Genomic DNA, 24,110 nt, shown 5'->3' with positions numbered 1-24,110 from the left:
CCTTCGATCCCTTCGATCCCTATGTCCCGCTGGGCTGCGCCTCGCCGCGAACTTCGACCATTCCGTTGGCCAACCTGGCTTCGTAGCACGGCAGCGGTGCAGCCGACGGGCCACGCAGCACCTCGCCCGACTCGGCCGCGAACCATGAACCGTGCCAAGGACATACGATGCGGCCGCGGTCCACCCAGCCGTCAGCCATCGGCGCCGCCAGGTGCGGGCAGAACTCGCCGTACGCCGATACCTCCCCGGGCTTGGTCTGGCACACCACCAGCCCCACGCCGTCGACCTCGACCCGGACCGGCTTCCCGTTCAACGAGTTCGCCTCCAGCACCGGCGTCCATTCGCTGGTGCTCAGCCGCCGGCCGGACTGGTCGATGCCGATGCCGGATTCGAACACCAGCGCGCCGCCGAGATAGCTGCCGCCGACGGTGATCAGGTAGCCGAGCGCGGTGAGCGCGATGCCGCGACGGTGACGACCCCGGCGGCGATCCCACCAGGACTGCGCGTACAGCCCGGTCGCGACCAGGTTCACCACGCCATGCACCAGGCCCACCCGGCGGTCCTTTTCGTGCGTGTGCTGCCAATCGGCGGCGCCGGTGAGGGCGGAACCGACGCTAGCCGCGATCCCGACCCCCAGGGCGCGCGAGGCGAACCGTGCGGCGTCGGTCATTTCGTGGGCGGGGCGGCCGGGCACCGCGCTGAGCGCGTCGAGGGCCACCGTGGTGGCCAGCGCCCCGCTGGTCAGCGACGCCAGCGGAGGATGCGCCGGGTGCCCGAGCCAGACCCCGTGCAGCGCGTTGGTGACGGTGTTGCGGGCGGGTCCCAATCCGTTGAAGGCGAAGCTGAGCGCGTGTTCCAGCCGGTAACTGGGCCGGTCCAGCCACTTCTGGCGGCCGATAGCGGCCAACGCGCGCGGTCCGAGATTCCGTAGTCGAGCACTGGTCCGAAGAGCCATGGAAACAGTCCTTCCCCTGAAGAGGCCACAGATGGCGGCGGGAGCTACGAAACGGCAGGTTAAAGCTCCCTCACACACCCCTCGATGCACCGTGACCAACGCTAGCCGCGGGCGCTGGACGCCCGGTTGTGTGAAGCCTGTGAATTGCCCCCGAGGCTCCTTTCCGGCGGCTGAACGCCCTGACCGGTCATGTTTGACCAGCCGGGGCTTAACGCGGGATTCTACTGAGTGGAGGATGTTTCTGTAGAACAGAGGGCGAGGTGGCCATGACAGACGTCGTCGAGGACGGCCTGTTCGAGAACGTGCGCCGCGGACTGATCCCCGCCCACATCTACAACGACCGGCAGCTGTTCGCGCTCGAGAAGGAGCGGCTGTTCAGCCGCGCCTGGATGTTCGTGGGCCACGAATCGGAGATCCCGCAGGACGGCGACTACGTGGTGCGCCGGCTTCTGGACGACTCGTTCATCCTCACCCGCGACGGCAATGGCGAGGTGCGCGCCTTGTTCAATATGTGCCTGCACCGCGGCATGCAGGTGTGCCGCGCCGAAATGGGCAATGCCTCCAACTTCCGCTGCCCATACCACGGCTGGACATATCGCAACGACGGGCGGCTCACCGGGCTGCCGTTCCACCGCGAGGCCTACGGCGGCGACCAGGGCTTCCCCAGGAGCGCCCACGGCTTGCTGCCGGCACCGAACTTCGCCAGCTACAACGGCCTGCTGTTCATCAGCCTGGATCCGCATGCCGAGCCGCTGGAGGACTTCCTCGGCGACTTCCGCTTCTATCTGGACTTCTACAGCAGGCAGAGCACGGGCGGCCTGCAAGTGCGGGGGCCGCAGCGCTGGCGGATCAAGGCGAACTGGAAGATCGGTGCCGAGAACTTCTCCGGCGACATGTACCACACGCCGCACACGCACGCGTCGATCGTGGAGATCGGCCTGTTCCGAGAACCCAAGGCGCAGAAGCGAAAGGACGGCGCCACCTACTGGGCACATCGCGGCGGCGGCACCACGTACAAGCTTCCACCGGGCAGCTTCGAGGACCGGATGCGCTACGTCGGCTACCCCGACGAGATGATCGGGCGGATCAAGGGCGTGTGGACGCCGGAGCAACAGCGGGTGGTCGGCGAGGACGGGTTCATGATCTCGGCGGCCACCTGCTTTCCCAACCTGAGCTTCGTGCACAACTGGCCGAAGGTTCACGACCGGCATGACGAGGTGCTGCCCTTTATCTCAATCCGCTTGTGGCAGCCCATCAGTGAGCACGAAACCGAAGTCTGCTCGTGGTTCGCGGTGGACTCCGCCGCGCCCCCGCAGTACCAGCGTGATTCCTACAAGGCCTATCTGATGTGCTTCGGCTCGACGGGCATGTTCGAACAAGACGACGTGGAGAACTGGGTGTCGCTGACCACCACTGCGGGTGGCTCGATGGCACGACGGATGCTGCTGAACAGCCGGATGGGCCTGCTGTCCGACGATCGTCCGGTGGCCGAGGCGCTGCCCGCCGAGTCCTTCCACGGCCCGGGTCGCGCCCAGGTCGGCTACAACGAGTACAACCAGCGCGAGCTGCTCAAGATGTGGGCTGATTACCTACAGGGGGGCACCGCGTGAGAAAGGCCCTGCGGTCCTTGCCCTTTGGTGACACCCGGCATCTTCAGGCCCATCAGTTTCTGGTGGACGAGGCCTACCTGCTGGATGCCAAGCACTACGAGGCGTGGCTGGACACCCTGACCGACGACGTCCGCTACCGGATGCCGGTACGCGTCACGACCGCACGCGGAGCCGGGTTCGACACCTCGCCCGGGATGGCTCACTTCGACGAGGACAAGTACTCGCTGAGCCAGCGGGTGGCGCGAATGGGCACCGACCACGTGTGGGCCGAGGATCCGCCGTCGCGGTTACGCCACTTCATCACCAACGTGCGTACATTCGAGTCCGATGATGCCGAGCACCTGGTGGTCGAATCCGCCGAACTGCTGTTCCGCAGTCGCGGCGATGTCAACGAGAGCGCGCTGATGTCGTGCGGGCGCGAGGACCTGTTGCGCTGGTGCGATGATCGATGGAAACTCGCGCGGCGCACGATCAGCGCCGACGAGTCGGTGTTGCGGATGCAGAACCTGGCGGTGTTCCTGTGAACGACGAACTCGAGCGGTTGATGGCGGGTGCGGTCGGCGAACCGCTCGCGGTCGCAAACGAATTCACCGAAGTAGTGATACAGCGAGTTGACACCCGCAATGGATCGAGGCTGCTGATCCGCGCGCCGAGGACGGGACGGTGGATCAGCCTGGACGCACTAGAGGTGGAGGCGCTGACGTGGCAGAACCCCGCGACGATGGCGGCGATGGTGGGCAACTCCCCGGCGCCGCTGCTCCCCGACCCTTAGTGACCACCTGGTTGCACGGCAAACGTGCATTGGTCGTGGGCGGCGGATCCGGAATCGGGCGGGCCGTCGTGGACGCTTTTATCGCCGAAGAGGCCAGAGTTGCTGTACTGGAACGCGATCCAGACAAGTGCGATGCGCTGCGCGCACAGCTACCCGACGTGTGGGTGGTCGAAGGAGACGCGATCACCAGCGAGGCCAACCACGCCGCCGTGGCCGCGGCGGTCGATTCCTTCGGCGGGCTCGACATCCTGGTCAACTGCGTGGGAGTCTTCGACTTCTACCGGGGCGTGGCCGACCTCGACGCCGACGACCTCGCGGTCGCTTTCGACGAAATGTTTCGCACCAACGTGCTGAGCCATCTGCAGTCCGTCAAGGCGGCGGTACCGGCCCTGCGCGACGGGACCGGGCCGTCGATCATTCTGACCGAGTCCGCGTCGTCGTACTACCCCGGGCGCGGTGGCGTGCTGTACGTCTCCTCGAAGTTCGCCGTGCGCGGCCTGGTCGCGTCGCTGGCTCACGAGCTGGCGCCCCGGATCCGGGTCAACGGCGTGGCACCCGGCGGCACGCTCAATACCGACCTGCGTGGCCTGAACAGCCTGGGGCTCAAGGACACCCGACTCGACGACGCCCCCAATCGGGCGCGCGACGTGGCCGCCCGCACCCCGTTGAACGTCGCGCTCTCCGGCCCGGATCACGCCTGGTCGTATCTGTTCTTGGCCTCCGACCGGTCCCGCGGCATCACCGGCGAGACCATCCACCCGGACGGCGGATTCGGCATCGGCACACCGAAGGCGCAGCCACGATGACCGGCGACCTGGACAGCCAACGCGCGCTGGTCGCCCTGGGCTGCCGCATCGCCGCGGCCCGCGGCCTGGTCGACGGGATGCTCGGCCACTTGAGCCTGCGCGTCGACGACGACCGGCTACTGGTGCGCTGCCGCAGCGACTCCGATACCGGGGTGGCCTTCACCGCGCCCAGCGACATCCGCCTGGTCCGATTCGACGGCAGTGCGGGTGCCGCCGGCGAACTCGACGGCTACCGGGTCCCCAATGAACTGCCCATCCACGTCGAGACCATGCTGGCCGATGCCCAGCACCTCGCCGTCGCGCATCTGCATCCGCCGGCGGTCGTCGCCGCGGATCTGGCCGGCGTCACGATCCGGCCGATCTATGGGGCATATGACATTGCTGGCGCGTGGCTCGCGCGCGACGGCGTCCCGGTTTACCAACGCGCGGTGCTGATCCGCACGCGAGGACTGGCCAAGGAGATGGTGGCCGCGATGGGCGACCGCCCGGTGGTGATCCTTCGCGGGCACGGAATCACCAGTGCCGCAGCCACACTGCAGCAGGCGGTGCTGCAGGCGATCAGCGTCGACGGGCTGGCCCGAATGGCGTTGCGGGTGCTTTCGGCCGGAGGCACGCTGCACGACATCGACGACGCCGACTGGGAAGACCTGCCGGATCTGGGGCCGGCCTTCACCACCGACGCCGCCTGGCGCCATGAGGTCGCCCGGCTGCGAGCCGACTGACCACGAAGGTCACAAGTTCATATCTGCCGGCGACACTCGACGGTTACGAGCGGGATTGCCGGGGCGGCCAGCTTAGCCTTGCAAAGGTTGAACTGGATCAAGGAGTGCACACGTGACCGAATTGGACCGGCGACGGTTCCTGGTCGCGGTGGCGGCAACCGTTGCGGTGACCGGGATCTCGTGGTCTCATACACTTTCGACGCTGCCGACGAAATTCCTCCCGCCTCTACGAGACTCAAGCTTGCCAGTATCAGATGCAGTTCCCAGGTTGAGCCCGGGGATTTCACATCTGCCTTAACAGACCGCCTGCGTGCGCTTTACGCCCAGTAATTCCGAACCCCGTCATCGACGGTCCAAGCCACCAGATCCCCGTTGCCGGGAAGCTTGCTGAGCGCCACGCCGCCCGGCGGCGCGGCGCTCAGCAAGCTTCCCGGCAACGGGGATCTGTTGGCTTGGACCGTCGATGACGGGGTCGACACCGATGTGGTGCGGCTCTACACCCAGTTCGCTAAGGACAGCGGCGTGCGGCTCACTTATTTCGTCACCGGCGTTTTCAAGTCCTGGACGGAGAACGCACCGCTGCTTCGACCGCTCGTCGAATCCGGACAGATTCAGCTGGCCAACCACACCTGGACGCACCCGGACTTGACCAAGCTGTCGCCCAAGCAGATTGCCGACGAGCTCAAGAGCACGGACGTGTTCCTGCGCAATACGTATGGCGTGGACGCCGCACCCTACTTCCGGCCGCCCTACGGCCATCACAGCGCCGTGGTCGACGCGGTGGCCGCCGACCTCGGCTACCAGATACCCACGCTGTGGAATGGTGACTTGCGGGATTCCGCGGTGCTTTCCGAAGACCAGATCGTCAAGATGGCCAACCAGTACTTCACGCCGCAGAACATCGTGATCGGCCATCTCAACCACGCGCCGGTCACCCGAGTGTACGGGCAGCTGGTGGAGATCATCCGGGCCCGCCGGTTGCGCACCGTCACCCTCAACGACGTTTTCCTGCGTCCGGAAATCCCTTACCGGACACCGAGTTTCGCTAGCTAAGCGGCTGTCTCAGCCGAGTTGGTCACCAATTTCCCTGGCCGCCTTGGCAAGTGCTGCCGCTACCGGTGCGTGCTTGGTACCGTCGAGCCGGTGCTGCGGTGCGGCGGCGTTGAGCGCAAGCCGCAGGCCGGGCGCACGAGTCGGGATCAGCACCGCGACCGAGGCGACGCCCTCCTCGCTTTCCTCGTGGTTGATCGCATACCCGCGCTCGCGGACCCGGGCGAGCTCGGCCTCCAACTCGGCGCGACCGGCGATCGAGCGCGCGGTGATGCACTCGAGTTGCTCGTCGGGCAGCAGCGCATGCAGTTCCGGCTGCGACAGCTGGGCCAGCATCACCTTGCCCGTCGAGGTGCAGTGCGCCGGCATTGTGCGTCCCAGTCGGGAGGCCACCCGAACCGCGGCGGGGCCTTCGACGGCGGCGACGAAACGGACATTGGCGCCGTCGAGCATGCCGACGTGCGTGGTTTCGCGGATCTGGTCGGACAGCGCACGCATGATCGGCGTGGCGGCGCCCTGAATGTCGAGCCGGCCGAAGATCGCAAACGCCACGCCGGTCAGCGACGGACCGGGCAGGTAGGCCTTGGACACCGGGTCCTGACGAACGAACCCGCGGTAGGTCAGCATCGCCAGCAGCCGGTGCGCGGTGGAGGATGCCACACCCAGATATCGGGTCGCCTCGCTCAGCCGGATCTGTGGCTGCTCACCCAGCAAGAGCAGCAGCTTGAGCGCATTGTCGACCGATTCGATCGGATACTGCGGCACAAGCGAATCGGCGGCCGGCTCGCCGCGGGCCCGCTGCTCCTTCTTCGGCACGAGTTCACGGTAACCCGTTGCGCCGAGCGTGGGGCCTACGCACCAATTCCGCCCTGAACCCGTCCCTAGGCCCCACACTCGCGAGGCATACCGCCGGAGGCCACGGCCTTACAACGCGCTCAGCACACCAGCGCCGAGTAACCCCATCGCGACGACCGTGCCCGTGGCGGTCGCGATCGCCTTCCATCCGAAACTGCGGGCGACCATCGCCACACCGGGAACACTGATCGCGGGAAGTGTGATCAGGAGTGCACCAATCGGCCCCGACGAAAGCCCCAGCAGCGCCAGGCTCTGCAGGATCGGTATCTCCCCCGCCGTCGGAATGACAAGCAGTGTGCCGACAATCGCCGCGACCACAACGATCAGCAGACCGTGATGCGACGGTTGCGTCAACGTCACCAGCCAGCCCCGACACGCCCCGACGACCAGCACCATGATCGCGTATTCCGGCAACAGGACCAGACACAGGCAGAGCAGGGAACGCACGAATCTGATTGCCGGCCCGGCAGATTCATCACCAGCCGGCGTGATCGCCTCGGCCACGGGCGGTCCGGAGCCCCGCGCGCCCGTGACCACACCCACCGAGACGGCCACGCAGATCACCGTCGCGACACCGACCACCGCCCGGGTCACTGTCCATTGCCAGGGGGCGACGAAGAACAGGAAGACGAGTACCGCGGGATTCAGTAACGGGTTCCCCAGCCAGTAGGCGATGGCCGCGGCGCGCGTGACGCCGGTGCGCCGCAACGTGACAGCGACCGGCGCGGCGCAGCACGTGCACATCATCGACGGCATGCTCGCGACTCCCCCGGCCAGCGCACTCGAGATCAGCCCGCGCCGGTTGAACACCCGCGGCAGCCACGCCCGCGGCACCAGCGCCTGAACCGACGCGCTGATCAGCAGCGCCACCACCAGCGCAGGCCAAATCGCGGCGAAGTACGCGTGGAAGAACGTCGTGGCCGCATGCCACGTCGGCGCGTCCCCGGCGCGGACGCCACCGACCGCGAGGATGTTGGACCCCGACCAGTGGTGAGTCCGCTGCGCCTTCAAGGCTCTGGCCAGGTACGGCGTCCACTTCGCCCAGAGCAGCCCCACGACGAACACAGCCACCGTGACGAGAACACCCATCGCGACGCCCGCGCGGCCCCGAATCTGCCGGGGCACCCAGTTCTGCTCAGACATCTTGTGCCGCTTGGGCTTTCGCCCACCGGTAGTCGGCCTTGCCGGACGGCGACCGTTGCAGGCGGTCGCGGAAGACGATCGCCTTCGGCAGCTTGTAGCGCGCGATGTGGCGGGCCGCCTCCGCGAGGATGCTGTCGGCATCCGCGGTTTGGCCCTCGGCCAGCGCGACGATCGCGACGACCTCGTTTCCCCACCGGGTGCTGGGCCGGCCCGTCACGATCACGTCGTACACCGACGGATGCTCGGCGATCGCGGCTTCGACCTCTTCAGCGAAGATCTTCTCGCCGCCGGAGTTGATCGTCACCGAATCGCGGCCCAGCAACTCGATCTCGCCGTCGGCGAACCAGCGGGCCCGATCCCCGGGAACCGAATGCCGGATCCCGTCGATCACCGGGAAGGTCCGGGCGGTCTTGTCCGGGTCGCCGAGGTAGCCCAGCGGTATCAGGCCCTGTTGGGCCAGCCAGCCGATTTCGTCGTCGCCGGGCGACAGAATCCGGGTCATGTCCTCGCTGACCACCACCGCACCCGGGTTCGGGGCGAACCGGCCGCTGCCGCCCTGCTGGCGGCTGGACACCTGCCCCATCTGGTTCCCGGACTCCGACGATCCCCCCGCGTCCAGGATCGTCAACTGCGGCAGCAAATCGAGGAATCGCTGCTTGAGCGGAGCGCTCAGCGCCGCTCCGCCGGTGACCAGAATCAGCAACCCGGACAGGTCGTAGTCCCCGGACTCGAGCGCGTCGATCAGCGGCCGCCCGAAGGCGTCGCCGACGAAGGACAGCGACATCACGCGTTCGGCGCTGGCCAGCGCCCACGCTTCGGCCGGATCGAAATGGGTGGTCGTCGGGGCCATCACAAACGGCCGCCCACTGCAGAGGTTGATGAACGCCGCCCACTGTGCCGCGCCGTGCATCAGCGGCGCGCACGTCATCGACGCGGGTCCGCCCGGACGCGAGCGTTCGACGATGTCGTCGAGGCTGGTCATCGGGTCGCCGCCGAACGGCGGTCGCCCGCCCATGGCGTTCATGTAGATGTCGTGCTGGCGCCACAGCACCGCCTTGGGCATCCCGGTGGTGCCGCCGGTGTAGAGAACGTAGAGGTCGTCGGGCGACAACGCGAGGTCCAGCGGCTCGTCGGACGCCCCCCCGCCGTAAAAGGCCAGCAGTTCCTCGTACCGCACCGCGGAGGGCAACGGATCGTTCCCGGACTCGTCGTCGACGTGGATCAGCCGCATCGACGGCAGCCGATCCAGCGCCTCAGCCAGCGTCGGGGCGAACCGCGCCTGGTACATGACCGCGTCCGCGCCGGCATTGCCCAGCAGATAGACCAATTCGTCGGCGACGTAGCGATAGTTGACGTTGAACGGGGCCACCCGCGCCTGGTACGCCCCGAGCATGCCCTCCAGGTACTCGTTGCCGTTGGCCAGGTACAGGCCGAGATGGCTTTGACCGGATTCGTGCGGGGCCAGCTCGTGGCGTTCCCGGCGCACGCCGAGTCCCCACGAGTTCAGCGCCCGAGCGAGCCGGCGGGCCCGTTCGTCAGTTTGCGAGTAAGTGAATCGTCGGTGACCAAATACAATGCAGTCGCGATCGGGATTGGCGGCAGCAACAGCCGAGAACACTTGGGCGAGATTGAATTCCACTACCTCTCCTCACGCCGCGTGGTCCGGCGAGAGTCACGCTACAACAGCGTTTCGCGGTGGATGTCACGCACTGGAAATAGCAACGGGTTTAGTCTCGGCATCGTGTACGGAGCGATGCGGGCCGGATACTCCAGGTTCGTCGCCCTCGGCGACAGCCAAACCGAAGGTCTTTGGGACGGTGACGAAACCACCGGCCTCTTGGGCTTTGCCGATCGACTCGCCGTCATGCTCGATACCCTCTACCCCGGGCTGCAGTACGCCAACCTCGCGGTCCGCGGTAAGAAGCTCGGCGATGTGCTCACGGAGCAAATTCCACCCGCCCTGGCGATGAAGCCGGATTTGATCACCATTTGCGCCGGCATGAATGACGTCATCCAGCCCGGGCGACAATTCCCGCGGGCGCTGGCCGAGCTCGACTACGTTTATGCCGCGCTGGCCAGATCGGGCGCGACGGTGGTGACGACGACCTTCCCGAACGTCGCTCAATTCCTGCCGTTCGGCCGCATCGTGTCCAAACGGCTGGCCCGGATGAACAACGCGATCACCGTCGCCGCCGGCCGCTACGGATTCAAGCTGATCGACCTGTACAACGCGGCCTCGATGCGCGATTGGGACACCTGGAGCTACGACCGCGTGCACGCGTCCCCCAAGGGCCATATTCTGTTCGCCGCCGCGGCCGCCGAGGCCCTCAATTTGCCTGACAGCAGCCATGATTGGGCCGCAGCACACCCCAATCCCACCCAGCTGTCCATCGCCGACGGCGCCTACGGCAAGCTGCGCTGGACGCAGGACAATTTCTTCCCCTGGTTGTGGCGACGGATGCGCGGCCTGTCCGCGGCCGACGGCCGGTTCCCCAAACGCCCCGAGCTGGAACCGGTCAGCGGGCCGCCCGACGCCGCGCCCAGGGGTGACATTGCGGCACAGGGCGGACGTCAGTCAGGCATCCTTGATCCATGAACGTCGAGGCTTTGCTGCAGTCCATCCCGCCGCTCGCGGTCTACCTCGTGGTCGGGGGGGTGGTCGGAGTGGAAAGCCTGGGTGTCCCGCTTCCGGGGGAGATCGTTCTGGTCAGCGCGGCGCTGATGTCGTCCCATCACGACCTTGCCGTCAACCCGATCGGTGTGGGCGTCGCCGCCGTGATCGGTGCGGTGATCGGCGACTCGATCGGCTACTCGATCGGGCGCCGATTCGGCATGGGCCTTTTCGACAGGCTGGGCCAGCGCTTCCCGAGGCACTTCGGCCCGGGGCACGTCATGCTGGCCGAGCGGTTATTCGACCGCTGGGGAATCCGGGCGGTGTTCTTCGGCCGCTTCATCGCCCTGCTGAGGATCTTTGCCGGGCCGCTGGCCGGCGCGCTGAACATGCACTACAAGCGCTTTCTGGCCGCCAACGTGTCGGGCGCCATCTGCTGGGCCGGCGGCACAACCGCGCTGGTCTATTTCGCGGGCATGGCCGCCGAACGATGGCTGGAGCGGTTCTCCTGGATCGCCCTGGTCATCGCGATCATCGTCGGCCTGATCGCCGCAATCCTGCTGCGCGAGCGTACATCCCGCGCGATCGCCGAACTCGAGGCCGAACACGCGCAAAAGACCGGAACCACGGCCGCCGACGCCGCTTGACGGCCCGCGCGACCTAGCCGGTCGCCTCCCCCAGCTCGATCACAGCGCCCGGCCGGTGTTGCTCGATCAGAACGACGGCCATCTTCTGCGCGCGCCGAGCAGCTTCCAGATCGCCCACGGCCGCGAGAATGATGGCCCCTTTCATCAGGATGTGCCATGAGGAGGCGAAGTCCTCGACATCGGTGAGCCCGGCGGCCAGCGCCCGGCGGCGCACGATGTCGCGGACGTGGTCGATGTGTGCGATGCACGCCTGCCCGGCGGGGTGATCGGCGCCCAGTTCGAGTAGCACGTTGATGAACGAGCAGCCTTCAAAGCCGTCGCGGAGGTGAAACCACTCGTGCATCACGTCGAAGATCGCCAGCAGCTGTTCCTCGGGCGTCGTGCCGCGCTGCTCCGACTGCGCCTCGATCAACCCATGCGTCCAGATTTCCTCGCGGCGCTCCAGGACGGTCAGCACGAGGTCGTTCTTCGTCGCGAAATGCCGGTACAACGTCGCCTTGGCGACACCGGCGCGGTCGATTACCTCGTCGGTGCCGACCGCACGAATCCCACGCCGGCTGAACAGCTCATATGCCGCATTCAATATCCGTTCACGGGCAGACGGTGCGGCCGGCACGATGTCGGAATTTTCCATATTTCGGCTTACGATACTCTTAACCACCACATGTAGACAGACCGCTCTGTCTCGTTATACAAAGGAGATCCGCGCACTTCGCGGAAAGTCTGTCTTCAGACACTAGGACGGACATCCATCGCGGCGCCGTCGGCGCCGGTCGATTAGGAGTCCCCAATGAAGACAACTGCCGATCATGCTCCCCCCACGTCGGGCCCGCGGCTGATGCTCAGCACCCGCCTGGTCTACGAGCTCGGCGACCCGCACAGCACGCTGCGGGCGACCACGGATCGCCGCGGCGCGTCCGTGATCATCTATGCCGGCGGCGAGATCGACGCCTGCAATGAGCAAACGTGGCGCCATCTGGTCAACGAAGCGGCCGGCGTCGTCGCGTCCCCCGGCCCCTTGATCGTCGACGTCACCGGGCTGGATTTCATGGCCTGCTGCGCGGTCGAGGTGCTGGCCGATGCGGCAGCAGCCCTGCGCCGGCGCGGAATCGAACTGCGGCTGGTCAGCCCGCAGCGGATCGTTTCCCGAGTCGTCGACGCGTGCGGGCTCAGCGGCATGTTGCCCGTGTACCCGACCGTGGACTCAGCGCTGGCTCGTTAACTCCCCGGGCGCTGGATGTATCACCTACCCAGCTTCGGCGTAGAGGAGGAATTTCTCCTCGTCGACCCGGAAACGGGCGAACCCGCCCCATCCAACAACGAGGTGGCCGCGCAGGCCCGGCGTCGGGGCATCGAGCTGCAGCTGGAATTGAGCAGCTGCCAAGTCGAAACCGCCTCCGGTGTGGCCGCGAGCAGCGCCGAACTGCATGCGGAACTCGCCCTGCTGCGGCGCACCGCGGCGCAGGCGGCCGAGGCCAGTGGAGTACGGCTGCTGGCCCTGGGGCTCCCCCCGGTCACACCCCACGAGTTCCCGCTCACCGACACCGAGCGTTATCGGCGGATCGGGGAAGAGTTCGGGATGATCGCGCACGAGCAAGGCATCTGCGGGTGCCACGTGCACGTCGAGGTACCCAGCCGGGCTGCCGCCATCAAGGTCAGTAACTGGTTACGACCGTGGCTGCCGTCTTTGCTTGCGCTGTCGGCGAATTCGGCGCTGTATCGCAATACCGACACCGGCTATGCCAGCTGGCGCAGCATCCTGTGGCGACGCTGGCCGGCCGCCGGTCCGCCGCCGTTCTTCGCCTCACCAGAGCAGTACGACCGCACCGTGCGGATGCTGGTCGACAGCGCAGTGATCTTGGATCCCAAGATGATCTATTGGGATGTGCGCCCGTCGGCGAAGTTCCCGACGGTCGAGGTGCGGGTGGCCGACGTACCGGCGACGGTCGAGGAAACGGTGCTGCTGGCCACCCTGATCCGGGCCGCGGTGATGACGGCGCTGAACGTGGACGGCCGCGGCGACGACGGCGGCCGACTGCCACCGGCGGCAATGCGGGCGGCGTATTGGAAGGCCGCCCACGACGGGCTGTCGGGACACCTGCTCGACCCGGCGAACCAGCACCGGGCGGTGCCGGCCCGTCAGCAGCTCGATGCCCTGCTGCAACGAGTGCGTCCGGCGCTCGAGGATCTCGGCGAATACGACCGTGCCACCGCCGAACTCGAGCGCATCCTGACGCAGGGCAACGGGGCGATGCGGCAGCGCAAGATCTGGCAACAACGCGGCGACATGATGGACGTCATCGACGACGCCGCCGCCGCCACCGCGGGCTGACGGGTCTACACGGCCAACAGGCGATACAGCCCGATCAGCCCCACCACCACGATCGTGGAGCGCAATGCGTTCGGCGACAGGCGTCGGCCGTACTTCGCGCCGACTATTCCGCCGACCAGCGAACTCGCTGCGATGATCGCCGCCACCGACCAACTGATGCGCTCCGATGCCACCAACGTATAGCCCACCGCCGCAACGATATTCACGACGAGGGCCAACAGGTTCTTCGCGGCGTTCATGCGCTGCATCGACTCCGGCAAGAGCGCGCCCATCACGCCGACCAGCAGGATGCCTTGCGCGGCGGTGAAGTAGCCACCGTAAACACCGACGGCAAACGTGCCGAACACCAGCAGCGCCAACCGCGCCGGCGAGACGTGTTCGGCGGAACGGCCCTGGGCCTCGGCCCTGCGGCGCGCCCAGGATTGGATCCGCGGTCCGGCCACCACCAGCAGCAGGGCCAGCACCAGCAGCGCGGGCACCACTTCGATGAACACCTTCTCCGGCAGGTGCAGCAGCAAGTACGCGCCCAGCACGGCACCGGCCAGCGATGCCGGGATCTGCCAACGCAATCGATCCCACTGACCATCCAGCTCGGCGCGGTAACCCCAGGTGGCCGAAACGCCGCCGGCGACCAGACCGACAGCGTTGGACATCGTGGAGGTGACCGGCGGATAGCCCAGGGCGACGAGGGTCGGGAACGTGACCAATGTCCCCGATCCGACGAGCGCGTTGATTGCGCCGGCGGCGAACCCGGCCAGACCGATCAACATGACATGCGAAGCCAACACTTTCAAAAACACTAGCCGGACAACGCAATGCGCCGGCAATCGTGCAGCTCGGCGCGTTTCTGTCAGGCCGGCGGCGCTTCGGAGCCGCGGCCCACACCGGTTCGCAGCTTGACCGACGCCGAATACGCGAGGCTTCGGAAATGCAGCACGGGGTCATCGGACGGTTCGATGCCGTCGGTGACTCGCATCGGGTCGAAAACGACGATGTCACCGTCGTGTTCGCGCTCGGTATCGAGCCCGGTGATTTCCAGGGTGCCGACAGTGACCGTCTCGGCGCTTCGCCACGGCGCCGACGGGTCGATCGTCGAGTCCTGCGGTCCGGCGATCTGCACGCGATAGTCGAACCGGACCGGACCTTGTGCCAGACGCGCATTCAGCTCGCCGGTCAGGAAGTCCGGGGCCGCGTCGCGGGCGTCAGCCGCCGACAGATAGCTCTCACCCGCGGCCGGAATCAGGTGGTAGCGAACATATCTGGCGTTCCCGTCGGCACTGGTCCACCGGAACGCATGCAGGCCGTGGTATTCGATGGTGGCATAGCTGGTCGGCACCTTGTTGGCATCGCGCACCACTGGCAACGCGCCGAGCAGTCGCGGATGCGTGATGAAGTACTTGGCCATGCGCAGCGGCGTGGTCAGGCTGGGCCGCATGGCCTTGAGCAGATCGACGAACCCCTCCGGCTTGCTGGAGACGAACAGCCGGGCCGTCTGGGTCGACACGTCGGTGGTGGATCCATCGGGCAGGGTGAACTTCACCGCCATCCCCCGCACTCCCGGCGAACCGTCGGGCTGCTTCGGGTTGCCCGATCCGTTGGAGAACCGAACCAGCGCCGCAACCGTCGACCCGTCGAGGTGCTTAGCCCGGGACAGTGTCGCCCCATCCCGGGTGGCGGTGAAGGTGCCGCGGTAGAGCGTGCCTTTCGCGTGCAGCGCCCGAGCGCCGGGCTGGGCTCCCCCGGTACCTCGAATCGCCTCGATCGCATCGTCAGGAGTGACCATGCGCGAATCTTAAGGCGCTACTCGGGAAAGCCGAAGAGTTTGACGACACCGTGATCGCGACCCGCGGTGTAGCCGCCGTCGACGGCGATGGCCTGGCCGCTGACGAACGACCCGTCGAGCGAGAGCAGGAACGCCGCCATGGCAGCGACCTCGTCTGGCCGGCCGAGCCGTTGCAGCGCGTGCTCCTCGGTGATCGAGGCCAGCGGGCCCTCCATTCCCGGCAGGCCGAAAACGCTTCGGGCCATCGGTGTGTCGATGAAGCCGGGACAGATCACGTTGGCCCGGATGCCGCTCGGGCCGTAATCGAGCGCAATGTTCTTGGTGAGCAGCACAACTCCACCCTTGGCCGCGTTGTAGGAGCTGCCGCCCGCGGTGCCTTCCAGTCCCTCGATGCTGGCGACGGTCACGATCGAGCCGCGTTCGCCGTCGACCCTGTCCTGTTCGATCATCTTGGCCAGGGCCGCCTTGGCGACCAGGAAGGTGCCGGTGAGGTTGATCCCGATCACCCGGTCCCACTCCGTGCGGTCGAGCAGATGGACCGGGCCGCCGCCGGCAACACCGGCCGCGTGGAAGACGCCGTCGAGGCGGCCCGGCACCGCGGCGAGCACGGCCTGGATGGCCGTTTCGTCGGTCACGTCGGCCGTGACGAAGTGGAAGTCGGGTCCCAAGTCGGGCGGAGATTCCAGGTCGGCTCCGATCACGGTGCCGCCTTCGGCTATCAGGCGCCGCGCGGTAGCCAGGCCGATGCCCGACGCCGCACCCGTCACGACGAAAGTGCGATGACGGGCGCGATCAACATTGACCATGTGTTGATTCCTTTATCCGAGGGTTTGCCCAGCAATGGTTACATACGTTGTCATCGCGATTCTGCTAGGCCATGACTCCCACTGTCGCACTAACATTTTCCGTGTGGAGTTGCGTCATCTTCGTTATTTCGTAGCGGTCGCCGAAGAGCTTAATTTCGGTCGGGCCGCGAAGCGCTTATGCATTGCCGGACCGTCACTTTCGCAGCAGATCAAGGTCCTCGAGCGGGATCTGCGGGTACGACTGTTCGATCGCGACCGGCGCTCGGTCACCCTCACAGCAACGGGAGCGGCGCTGCTTCCGTCGGCCCGCACGCTGCTCGATCAGGCAGATCAGTTGCGCCGGTCGGCAATCGGGCTGTCGCTGGCCGAACCCGTGCGGATCGGCTATGCGCAGTGGCTTCCCCCGGACCTGACCGATCGGACCTCGGCGGTCGCGAAGGTGCACATCGACACGTGGGTGCTGCCGTCGCACGCGCAGGTCGCCCGGGTGGCCGAGGGCGGCGTCGATCTGGCGATCTGCGGGGTACGCGCCTCCGACCTGGACCGGCACGGCCTGAACGCGCATCTTATTGGCGCCGAGCAGCTTTACACGGTCAGCGTCGGATCGGATGCCTCCCCGGTCGAGGCGTCCGACGCAGTGGTGCTGCTCGACGCCGACTCCGGCAGCTGGTTCTCGTGGAACCGGTATGGGGAACAGTTCGCCAGGGAGACCGGCGCTCGCACGGTGCGAATAAGTGACGGGGGCCTTGCTGCCCCAATGTTTTTCGAGCATGTGCGGCGGCTGGGCCGACCGGTGCTCGCCTCGCCCAAGGTGCAAACCGTGGCGTTGCCGGCAGATCTCGTGCAGCGCCCGATCGTCGCGCCCGCGCCTTTTTGGACGTGGTCGCTGGTGTGGCGGCGCATCGAGAACCGTGAAACCGTGCGTGGGGTGATCGACGCGCTGACGGCCGAAGCGGAAGTGCCCGAGCTGGACGAGGCCTGGCTGCCCTTCACCGATCCCTACCGGTCGCGAATCACCTTGGCAACCGCGTAATTACGCGGCTGACGCGGTGAAACCGTAGCGTCCGGGTACCCCCGAGAATCGGCTTCCCATCGGCCGGGGGCCGCACACCCGGCGCGGCTTCCTCCAGCGTAGGAGATCGCGGGTCCGGAGGGTGGTTCCTACTCTCACGAAACTCGTCGTGGACACGGTGACTACCCTTGGCTTGACTGCACCCGGGGACCCAGGAATTTTTCGATGAGCGGAGAAACCATGCCACCAGCCGACGTCAACACCGGAACGACGGAGACGCTGGTCGGCATGGTCGAGCAGCATGCGGCGCGCCGGCCTGACGACGTCGCGATCCACTTCGGCGAGCGGCAGTGGTCGTGGGCACAGTGGGCGTCGCGGATTCGCCAGACGGCCGGGGCGCTGCGGGCCGCGGGTTTGCGGCGCGCCCAGGTGGTGGCATTCCTGGACAAGAATCACCCCGCTTGTCTGGAAACCCTGCTGGCCGCCACGTCGATCGGCGCGGTGGCCACGATCGTCAACTGGCGGGTGATCGGCGACGAGCTGGTCCACGTGCTCAACGACAGCGGCGCGCAGGTGCTTGTCGTCGGTGCCGAGCTGGCGCCGACGGTCGAGGCGATCCGCGCGAAAGTCCCCGGCGTGCAGCGCGTCATCGTGGTGGGCGGCGCCCAGGACGAATACGAATCCTTGCTCGCCGCCGCGTCACCCGTCGAGGTCGATCCCGAGGTCGCCGACACCGATGCCGCGATCACGATCTATAGCTCCGGCACCACAGGTCGCCCGAAGGGTGTTCAGCTGACCCAGCGGGCGCTGGTCAACCACATCATCAATCTGTCGCCGCCGTTTCCGTTCTCGGACGGCGACGCCAACCTCGTTGCCATGCCGCTGTTCCACGTCGGCGGTATCGCGTATGCGTTCTTCGGCATCCGGGCCGGCGCGCCGACGTTCCTGACCCGCGAGCCCGAGGCCGCGACGCTGATTGGCGCTGTGAAAGCCGGTGCGACGCATGCCTTTCTGGTGCCCCCGGTGATTGCCAGGTTCCTGGACGCCGGCGAGGCCGCTATCGGCGCGATGTCGGGTCTGCGCTACCTGGTCTACGGAGCGGCCCCGATGCCGGTGCCGCTGCTGCAGCGCGCGCTCGCGGCCTGGCCCGAGATGAACTTCGTGCAGGTGTACGGACAGACCGAGCTGTGCGGCGCGATCGCGGCGCTCGACGCCGACGACCACCGCAATTCCAGCCGGCCCGAACTGCTCATGTCAGCCGGAAAAGCCGCTCAGGGCAACGAGATTCGCATCGTCGATCCGGAGTCGGGCGAGCAGCTGCCACACGGCGAGTCCGGTGAGGTCTGGGTGCGCAGCGATCAGCGCATGATCGGCTACCTGAATCGGCCCGAAGCCACCGCCGACACCATCACCGCCGACGACTGGCTGCGCACCGGTGACATCGGACGTCTCGACGCCGACGGCTACCTGTTCATCGAGGACCGTCTCAAGGACATGATCATCACCGGCGGCGAGAACGTGTACGGGCCCGAGGTGGAAAGCGTGCTGCTGGAGCATCCCGGGATCGCCGACGCCGCGATCATCGGGGTACCCGACGACCAATGGGGCGAGTCCGTCAAGGCGATCGTCGTCGGCCCCGGCCTGGAACCCGCCGAGATCATCGAGTTCTGCCGGCAGCGGATGGCCGCTTACAAGTGCCCGCGCACGGTCGATTTCGCCGACGAGCTGCCCCGCAACGCCAGCGGCAAGATTCTGAAAAACCAGCTCCGCGAACCATATTGGAAGGATCACGCCCGCAAGGTATGACGCCGGCTGCACGATCCACAACGAAAGGGCGATATGAGCAGGCCGTTCGAATCCGTCAACACCGGCGTCGCCGCTCATATCGGCAGGTACGCCGACGCGGTACGCGTGCCCGCGGGCTCTGAGGTCATCTACACCTCCGGCACGCCCGGACTGCGTCCGGACGGAACGCTGCCCAAGGACTTCACCGAGGAAGCCACCCAGGCATGGCGCAACGTCGAGGAAGCGCTGAGCCGGGCCGGGGCGAGATTGTCCGACATCGTCAGCGTGCGGCAGTGGCTGACCGACGCGGCGGACATTCCGGCCTACGCGGCGGTGCGCTCGTCGGTGATCCGACACGAACCCGTGTTCATGCTCGCGGTGGTCCCGGCGCTGGTCTGGCCCGATATCCGGGTCGAAGTCGAAGTCACCGCCGTCCGCCGTCCGGCGATGTTATAGCCTGCTCTTCGACCCGATATCGATTCTCCGCGAATGCAATCAGGGGCGACATGGGCGAGATAGTCGACGCGAAGCGACGGGACGGCGCGATCGCGGTGCTGGGTGGACCCACGACGGTGATCGATATCGCGGGCCGCCGGATCGTGATGGACCCGACCTTCGACCCGCCGGGTCCTCATGACTATCTGAACAAGCTCACCGGTCCGGCCGTGAGCGCCGACGACCTCGGGCAGGTCGACGTGGTGCTGATCAGCCACGACCAGCACCCCGACAATCTGGACGACGCGGGCCGCCGGATGGCAGAGGCCGCGCCGCTGATCGTCACCAATCCCGGGGCGGCCGGGCGCTTCGGGCCGCCGGCGGTCGGGTTGAAGCCCTGGCAGTCGTATTACTTGCCGGGTGGGCCCGGACGTGTTGCGGCACAAGCCGTTCCGGCCGTGCACGGTCCGGCCGACGGGATGCGCGACATGGAGGGCAACGTCAACTGCGAGGTGACGGGTTTCGTGTTGTACGGGCCCGGGCTGCCCACCATCTATCTCAGCGGCGACAACGCCTCGATGAGCGTGGTCGCCGAGGTGGCCGATCGGATCGGCGAGATCGACGTCGCGGTGCTGTTCGCCGGCGCCGCGACCGTGCCGGCCAAAGAGCGCGGGCGCCCGCTGACCCTGACCTCCGCGCGTGCGGCCGCGGCCGCCGAGGTGCTCGGGGTCAAGGTGGTGATCCCGGCCCACGTCGACGGCTGGGCCCACTTCAGCGAGGGGCCGAGCGAACTTGCCGCGGCATTCGACCAGGCGGGCATCAAGCGGGTGCTGCACACGGCTCCGCACGGCGAGTGGATCGACCTGAAGTAGCGGTGCGGCCGCCTCAGAGGCGGCCCTGCGTCCGCAACTCCGGATGCACCCAGTCCGGCGAGCGCCGCTGCATGAATGCGCGCACCCCTTCCCGCGCCTCGGCATCCATCAGGCTGCTGGTCATGCCGATGCGGTCGTAGAGGCCCAGGTAGCTGTCGATGCTGGACTTGATCACGTTGCGGGCGCGCGGCGCGGTCCGGCAGCTTTGGGCGAGCAGGTCGCGGGCGGTGGCCAGCAGATCGTCATGCGGCACCACCCGGGTGACCAGGCCCCAGTCGAGCGCTTCCCCGGCGGTGAGCACCCGTCCGGTGAACATCAGGTCGCGGGTGCGGACCGGCCCGACCAGACGCAGCAGCATCTGGCTGTAGTAGGTGTCGGCGTAGCCACGGAACAGCTCGGGCACCCGGAAGGTCGCCCGCTCGCTCACCACGGACAGGTCGCTGCACAGCGCGATCTGCATGCCGCCGCCCTGGCATAGCCCGTTGACGGCGGAGACGATCGGCTTGGCGGAGGTCCGCACCGCGTCGAACGGCGTGACGTCCATGCCCAGCGCGGCGCCGAAGGTGATCCAATCGTCGACGCCGCCGCCCCCGGTCATGTCACCGCCGGGCGCGAACACGTCCCCGGTGCCGGTGATCAGCAAGCCGGCCAGCCCCGGGTCCGAGTTGACAAGGCCTACGGCGTAACGGATTCCGAAGTACATCGCGGGCGTCAACGCGTTACGCGCCTCGGGACGATCGATCGTGCACACCGCGATCGGTCCCTGGCGCTCGAACGACAGATACGGGGTGCCCAGCCAATCCCCGTCCGGGGGCCGGGGCGTGCTCTGCGATGTCGGGGTCTGCGCCACGGGCTCCTCCAGGATCACGCTACTGAAACTCTTACAGTATGCGCGAGGGCCCTAGACGAACGGCAGCGTGGCGACCTCGGTGGTCTCGGACATGCTCATGACGAGGTTGCGGTGCTTGTCCTGCAGCGTGGTCGAGGCGTCTCCGACGGCCCGGTCACACTGCGGGCAGCGCGTGGCGAACTGCGGCTGGTCCTGCTCGTCCGGCCAGAATCGACGCGGCCCGACCTGCACCCCGGGGTCGAAGACGACCTGCTGATGCGGGGCTTCCTTGAGGATTCTGCCGACGGGATGGCTTTGCGGGCACTCGAGTTTCAGAATGCCGATCCCTTCTTGGTTACTCATCGTCTGCTCCTTAGGGGTCTTGGTCTGGCGCTCGTGCTCTCTCATTGTTGTCGTGACGCGCCGGGCTTAAACGTGTAGGTCTCGCCGTGGGCGAGGTGGCAACGCATCAGGGTGGTGGTGTTGCCGATGAAGTGGACAGCGGCCTCGCCGTAATCCGCTGTCCCCCTGCTGATTAGCCTTGAGGAAGTCATGCTTACCGTCCGGCGTGAGTAGGGGCTGTCGGCGTTTGCGGCCGGGGCAGCTGCCGCGGGCGTGCCGGGGTTACGGCTAACCTCAGCCCCATGCCCGCAGATGCCAAGCAGCCGAGCCCGACCAAGGTTCGCATCCTGCGTGCCGCCGCTGAGCTGATCGCCAAGCAGGGATATGCCGCCACCTCGACCCGGGACATCGCGGCCGCCGTCGGCGTCGAGCAGCCGGCCCTCTACAAGCACTTCAAGGCCAAGAGCGACATCTTCGCGGCGCTGGTCCGGCTGGCCCTGGAGTGGCCGAGCGAGCTGGCCGACGAGCTCGCGACGCTGCCCGCGCCGGCCGTCGTCAAGCTGCACCGCATGTTGCGGGAATCTCTGGACCACCTGCACGCCTCGCCCGAAGTGGTGGTCTCGGTCATCGCGACTCCGGACCTGTGGCAGGACAGCTTCACCGCGGAGCAGGCCCTGGCGTCGAAGATCGAGCAGGCGCTTGCCGATCTGGTCGAAACGGCGCAGGCCGAAGGCGACGTGCGCGCGATGAACCCGATCTCGGCATCGAGACTCCTGCAGGCGCTGTTCGACGCGCTGACCCCGCAACTGACGGTCAGCCCGGACGAGATCGTGGAGTTCGCCATGATCGGACTGTTGACCGACCAGGCCCGTTTACCTGAAATCCGTTCTGCCGCAGACGCTTTGGACATTCAGGCCGCCCGGCCGAACATCAGCGTTTAACCGCCGCGGCCTCGGCCGCAGCAATCGCTCAAACATATCGGGCTCGCCGACGCTTGACATTCGGTTATCAGCTGATAACCTTTGTTCTAGTTATCAAGCGATAACCACACCGACCGCCCGACCTGAGCAGCCAGGAGACGAATCGCGATGACGAAGACACTGAACGTGGAGCATGCCGAGCTGGTGGCCCGAGCCGGCGAGCTGGAAGCCCCCATCGCGGGCGTTCCCTCCGACAACGGCCACGCGCCCTGCGCCCTTGAGCTGGCCACCCGGGCGGCCCAACAACTCGCCTTCTCCGCCGACAACATGCGCATTTATCTGCACGCGGGCGAACGCGAGCACGCACGACTCGCGCAATCGCTGCGCAACGCCGCCAAGGCCTACGAGGACATCGACGCGCTGGCCGCCGACGCGCTGGACAATGACACCCCGGTGGCCGCGGCCGCGCCCGCGCACGCGGAGCCCGACGACGCCGAGCCGGCGATGCTGGCCAGCACGGTTTCGCTGCGCGGGTTGGACCCGATCCCCTACTACCCGGTCAAGGAGGCCGCGAAGGCCTTGATGCAGGGCGACCAGGGCAGGTCTCTCCTCGCCTTCGCCGACGAGTGGGCGGCGTACCTGCGGACGTTGTCGCAGGCCAGCTTTCGGTTCCGGCCGTTCTCGGATTGGGACAGCGAGGCGAGCGACGCCGTCGAGCGGCACTTCGATCTGGATCGCAATTGGCTCGACCACATGGCGAGACTGTGCGGCCAGCTGTCCACCCAGGCCCGAAACCTGGTTGCCGCGCACCGCTGGGCGGTCAGTGAGCATCCCAGCCTCGAGAAGCTGCGTCAGCTCGACGAGCGATGGATATCGAACCAGTCGGTGCCGGGCTGGGAACGATGGGGGAAGCCGGCGCTGCTACGGGTCTACGCGGAGTACCAGGCGAAGTCGGAGGCGGTGCTGGCCGAATACGAGCAGCGCGTCGAGCTGGGTCCGGTGAATCCGCCGCGGCCCCCGGTCGCCTACCAGATCGATGTGCCGTCCGCACCCGATCTGCGGCCTGGTCCTGGACTCGAGCCGCTGCCCGTACCGGACGGCGGACTACCGTCGCTCGGGGGTGCCATGCCCATGCTGCCGTCGGGCGCGACGCCGTCGATGCCGACCGACGCGACGCTGACCAAGGACTCGAAAAACCTCAAGGTGGTGCCCGATCTGCCCAAAGGGGCCGGGCTCAAGCCGGCGTCGGTCGGAGCCGGCGGCGCCGGGCTGCCGGCGATGCCCAAGACGCCACTACAGCTCGCGCAGGATTCCACAGCGGTGTCCCGGCCCGGACCGATCACCGCCGGAGGGGTCCCGATCCCGGCCGCTTACGCGGCGCTGAACAAGGGCGGTGGCATGGGCATGCCGATGGGCGCCGCGCCTGCCAACCACGGTCAGGAGGGCGGTAAGGGCAAGCGCGTGCAGCATGGCGACGAGGCGATCTACACCGAGGACCGGGCGTGGACCGAGGGCGTGATCGGCCGGCGCCGGGCTTCGTAAAACGCTCGGATTATGCGGGCCGTTGTCTGTGGTCCCGGCTGGGATCGAACCAGCGACCTTCCGCGTGTGAAGCGGACGCTCTTCCACTGAGCCACGGGACCGGCGCCGAGAGGCGAACGAGGGAGAAGACTAGCACGAACGGCGAGTGTCCAGTACATGCCGTGTGCGCCCCCAGGGGTCGCCCGATAGCCTAGAGCGACAACGGCCTAGAGATTTGTGCACGCCCGCTCAGGTGGACTATCGTCTTCCTTCGCACCGGGCGACGATCTCGCCCGTTGCGC

The 24,110-nt window shown here is 67.2% G+C and carries 25 protein-coding genes, 1 tRNA gene, 1 pseudogene and 1 other annotated feature; of the genes and pseudogenes, 16 read left to right on the top strand and 11 right to left on the bottom strand.

The window, feature by feature from the left end; all coding sequences use genetic code 11:
• Positions 1-19 precede the first annotated feature (19 nt).
• Positions 20-955 (bottom strand): Rieske (2Fe-2S) protein, encoded by a 936-nt coding sequence (locus tag MAAFP003_RS10000; protein ID WP_096286526.1) that lies wholly within the window; start codon positions 953-955, stop codon positions 20-22.
• 266 nt (positions 956-1,221) lie between these two features.
• On the opposite strand from MAAFP003_RS10000, the gene MAAFP003_RS09995 reads away from it, so the two are divergent.
• From MAAFP003_RS09995 to MAAFP003_RS09965, 6 genes and pseudogenes are all read left to right on the top strand, one after another.
• Positions 1,222-2,565 carry a Rieske 2Fe-2S domain-containing protein gene (locus MAAFP003_RS09995; RefSeq protein WP_096291028.1) on the top strand — a complete coding sequence of 448 codons (1,344 nt, stop codon included), beginning with the start codon at positions 1,222-1,224 and terminating at the stop codon, positions 2,563-2,565.
• On the top strand, positions 2,562-3,089 hold the full coding sequence (locus tag MAAFP003_RS09990; protein WP_096286524.1) for a 3-phenylpropionate/cinnamic acid dioxygenase subunit beta: 528 nt from the start codon (positions 2,562-2,564) through the stop codon (positions 3,087-3,089). The genes MAAFP003_RS09995 and MAAFP003_RS09990 overlap by 4 nt, the downstream gene beginning before the upstream one ends.
• A 20-nt stretch (positions 3,090-3,109) precedes the next feature.
• Positions 3,110-3,337 (top strand): dihydrodiol dehydrogenase, encoded by a 228-nt coding sequence (locus MAAFP003_RS09985; RefSeq protein ID WP_096291027.1) that lies wholly within the window; start codon positions 3,110-3,112, stop codon positions 3,335-3,337.
• Complete coding sequence (hcaB, locus tag MAAFP003_RS09980; RefSeq protein WP_096286523.1) at positions 3,337-4,143, top strand: 3-(cis-5,6-dihydroxycyclohexa-1,3-dien-1-yl)propanoate dehydrogenase; 807 nt, start codon at positions 3,337-3,339, stop codon at positions 4,141-4,143. Before MAAFP003_RS09985 ends, hcaB begins: the two co-directional genes overlap by 1 nt.
• A complete protein-coding gene (gene phtC, locus MAAFP003_RS09975; RefSeq protein ID WP_096286522.1) occupies positions 4,140-4,865 on the top strand; it encodes a 3,4-dihydroxyphthalate decarboxylase in 726 nt (241 codons plus the stop codon). Before hcaB ends, phtC begins: the two co-directional genes overlap by 4 nt.
• Positions 4,866-4,966: 101 nt before the next feature.
• Positions 4,967-5,199 (bottom strand) — a sequence feature (16S ribosomal RNA rRNA prediction is too short).
• A pseudogene (locus MAAFP003_RS09965) lies at positions 5,199-5,918 on the top strand (polysaccharide deacetylase family protein); the annotation flags it as partial. Its footprint overlaps the feature before it by 1 nt.
• Positions 5,919-5,927: 9 nt before the next feature.
• Here the strand turns inward: MAAFP003_RS09965 and MAAFP003_RS09960 are convergent.
• The 3 genes from MAAFP003_RS09960 to MAAFP003_RS09950 form a co-directional block, all read right to left on the bottom strand.
• Complete coding sequence (locus MAAFP003_RS09960) at positions 5,928-6,731, bottom strand: IclR family transcriptional regulator (protein WP_096286516.1); 804 nt, start codon at positions 6,729-6,731, stop codon at positions 5,928-5,930.
• A 108-nt stretch (positions 6,732-6,839) separates the two neighbouring features.
• Positions 6,840-7,913 carry a permease gene (locus MAAFP003_RS09955; RefSeq protein ID WP_096286514.1) on the bottom strand — a complete coding sequence of 358 codons (1,074 nt, stop codon included), beginning with the start codon at positions 7,911-7,913 and terminating at the stop codon, positions 6,840-6,842.
• On the bottom strand, positions 7,906-9,552 hold the full coding sequence (locus MAAFP003_RS09950) for an acyl-CoA synthetase (RefSeq protein WP_096286512.1): 1,647 nt from the start codon (positions 9,550-9,552) through the stop codon (positions 7,906-7,908). The genes MAAFP003_RS09955 and MAAFP003_RS09950 overlap by 8 nt, the downstream gene beginning before the upstream one ends.
• A gap of 102 nt (positions 9,553-9,654) precedes the next feature.
• On the opposite strand from MAAFP003_RS09950, the gene MAAFP003_RS09945 reads away from it, so the two are divergent.
• Both MAAFP003_RS09945 and MAAFP003_RS09940 read left to right on the top strand, forming a co-directional pair.
• Positions 9,655-10,509, top strand: coding sequence for an SGNH/GDSL hydrolase family protein (locus MAAFP003_RS09945; protein ID WP_165796346.1), 855 nt, complete (start codon positions 9,655-9,657; stop codon positions 10,507-10,509).
• Positions 10,506-11,171: a DedA family protein gene (locus MAAFP003_RS09940; RefSeq protein WP_096286508.1), complete on the top strand. Its 666-nt coding sequence runs from the start codon at positions 10,506-10,508 to the stop codon at positions 11,169-11,171. Before MAAFP003_RS09945 ends, MAAFP003_RS09940 begins: the two co-directional genes overlap by 4 nt.
• A gap of 13 nt (positions 11,172-11,184) precedes the next feature.
• Here the strand turns inward: MAAFP003_RS09940 and MAAFP003_RS09935 are convergent, their stop codons facing one another.
• Positions 11,185-11,805 carry a TetR/AcrR family transcriptional regulator gene (locus MAAFP003_RS09935; protein ID WP_096286506.1) on the bottom strand — a complete coding sequence of 207 codons (621 nt, stop codon included), beginning with the start codon at positions 11,803-11,805 and terminating at the stop codon, positions 11,185-11,187.
• 156 nt (positions 11,806-11,961) lie between these two features.
• Between MAAFP003_RS09935 and MAAFP003_RS09930 the strand changes: the two genes are divergently transcribed.
• The gene (locus MAAFP003_RS09930; RefSeq protein WP_423790870.1) at positions 11,962-12,393 is read left to right on the top strand and encodes an anti-sigma factor antagonist; all 432 of its coding nucleotides are present in this window, start codon (positions 11,962-11,964) and stop codon (positions 12,391-12,393) included.
• 15 nt (positions 12,394-12,408) lie between these two features.
• The gene (locus MAAFP003_RS09925; RefSeq protein ID WP_096286504.1) at positions 12,409-13,503 is read left to right on the top strand and encodes a glutamate--cysteine ligase 2; all 1,095 of its coding nucleotides are present in this window, start codon (positions 12,409-12,411) and stop codon (positions 13,501-13,503) included.
• Positions 13,504-13,508: 5 nt separating this feature from the next.
• Here the strand turns inward: MAAFP003_RS09925 and MAAFP003_RS09920 are convergent, their stop codons facing one another.
• The 3 genes from MAAFP003_RS09920 to MAAFP003_RS09910 all read right to left on the bottom strand — a co-directional run bounded on the left by MAAFP003_RS09920 (position 13,509) and on the right by MAAFP003_RS09910 (position 16,092).
• Entirely contained in the window at positions 13,509-14,273 is a 765-nt protein-coding gene (locus tag MAAFP003_RS09920; RefSeq protein WP_096291025.1) for a sulfite exporter TauE/SafE family protein, read from the bottom strand.
• Between the two features lie 80 nt (positions 14,274-14,353).
• Positions 14,354-15,286, bottom strand: a complete 933-nt coding sequence (locus MAAFP003_RS09915) for a catalase family peroxidase (RefSeq protein ID WP_096286502.1) — start codon at positions 15,284-15,286, stop codon at positions 14,354-14,356.
• 17 nt (positions 15,287-15,303) lie between these two features.
• Positions 15,304-16,092, bottom strand: coding sequence for an SDR family NAD(P)-dependent oxidoreductase (locus MAAFP003_RS09910; protein ID WP_096286500.1), 789 nt, complete (start codon positions 16,090-16,092; stop codon positions 15,304-15,306).
• A 103-nt stretch (positions 16,093-16,195) separates the two neighbouring features.
• Between MAAFP003_RS09910 and MAAFP003_RS09905 the strand changes: the two genes are divergently transcribed.
• From MAAFP003_RS09905 to MAAFP003_RS09890, 4 genes are all read left to right on the top strand, one after another.
• The gene (locus MAAFP003_RS09905) at positions 16,196-17,125 is read left to right on the top strand and encodes a LysR family transcriptional regulator (protein ID WP_207768499.1); all 930 of its coding nucleotides are present in this window, start codon (positions 16,196-16,198) and stop codon (positions 17,123-17,125) included.
• Positions 17,126-17,344: 219 nt separating this feature from the next.
• On the top strand, positions 17,345-18,910 hold the full coding sequence (locus tag MAAFP003_RS09900) for a long-chain-fatty-acid--CoA ligase (RefSeq protein WP_096286498.1): 1,566 nt from the start codon (positions 17,345-17,347) through the stop codon (positions 18,908-18,910).
• 33 nt (positions 18,911-18,943) lie between these two features.
• Positions 18,944-19,345: a RidA family protein gene (locus MAAFP003_RS09895; protein ID WP_096286496.1), complete on the top strand. Its 402-nt coding sequence runs from the start codon at positions 18,944-18,946 to the stop codon at positions 19,343-19,345.
• A 50-nt stretch (positions 19,346-19,395) separates the two neighbouring features.
• Entirely contained in the window at positions 19,396-20,196 is an 801-nt protein-coding gene (locus MAAFP003_RS09890) for an MBL fold metallo-hydrolase (RefSeq protein ID WP_096286494.1), read from the top strand.
• 13 nt (positions 20,197-20,209) lie between these two features.
• Here MAAFP003_RS09890 and MAAFP003_RS09885 read toward each other — a convergent pair whose 3' ends face one another.
• Positions 20,210-21,046, bottom strand: coding sequence for an enoyl-CoA hydratase/isomerase family protein (locus tag MAAFP003_RS09885; RefSeq protein ID WP_096291023.1), 837 nt, complete (start codon positions 21,044-21,046; stop codon positions 20,210-20,212).
• 51 nt (positions 21,047-21,097) lie between these two features.
• Positions 21,098-21,388 carry a hypothetical protein gene (locus MAAFP003_RS09880; protein WP_096291022.1) on the bottom strand — a complete coding sequence of 97 codons (291 nt, stop codon included), beginning with the start codon at positions 21,386-21,388 and terminating at the stop codon, positions 21,098-21,100.
• 281 nt (positions 21,389-21,669) lie between these two features.
• On the opposite strand from MAAFP003_RS09880, the gene MAAFP003_RS09875 reads away from it, so the two are divergent.
• A complete protein-coding gene (locus MAAFP003_RS09875; RefSeq protein WP_096286492.1) occupies positions 21,670-22,308 on the top strand; it encodes a TetR/AcrR family transcriptional regulator in 639 nt (212 codons plus the stop codon).
• Positions 22,309-22,455: 147 nt separating this feature from the next.
• Positions 22,456-23,829, top strand: a complete 1,374-nt coding sequence (gene espB / locus MAAFP003_RS09870; protein WP_096286490.1) for an EspB family ESX-1 secretion system-associated protein — start codon at positions 22,456-22,458, stop codon at positions 23,827-23,829.
• A gap of 29 nt (positions 23,830-23,858) precedes the next feature.
• On the opposite strand, the gene MAAFP003_RS09865 is transcribed toward espB, so the two are convergent.
• A tRNA-Val gene (locus MAAFP003_RS09865) sits at positions 23,859-23,930 on the bottom strand.
• Positions 23,931-24,110 lie beyond the last annotated feature (180 nt).

Source organism: Mycobacterium ahvazicum, assembly GCF_900176255.2.
Lineage (GTDB): Bacteria > Actinomycetota > Actinomycetes > Mycobacteriales > Mycobacteriaceae > Mycobacterium > Mycobacterium ahvazicum.
The sequence above is the reverse complement of the archived record's forward strand: the minus strand, read 5'-3'. Positions and strand labels throughout refer to the sequence as shown.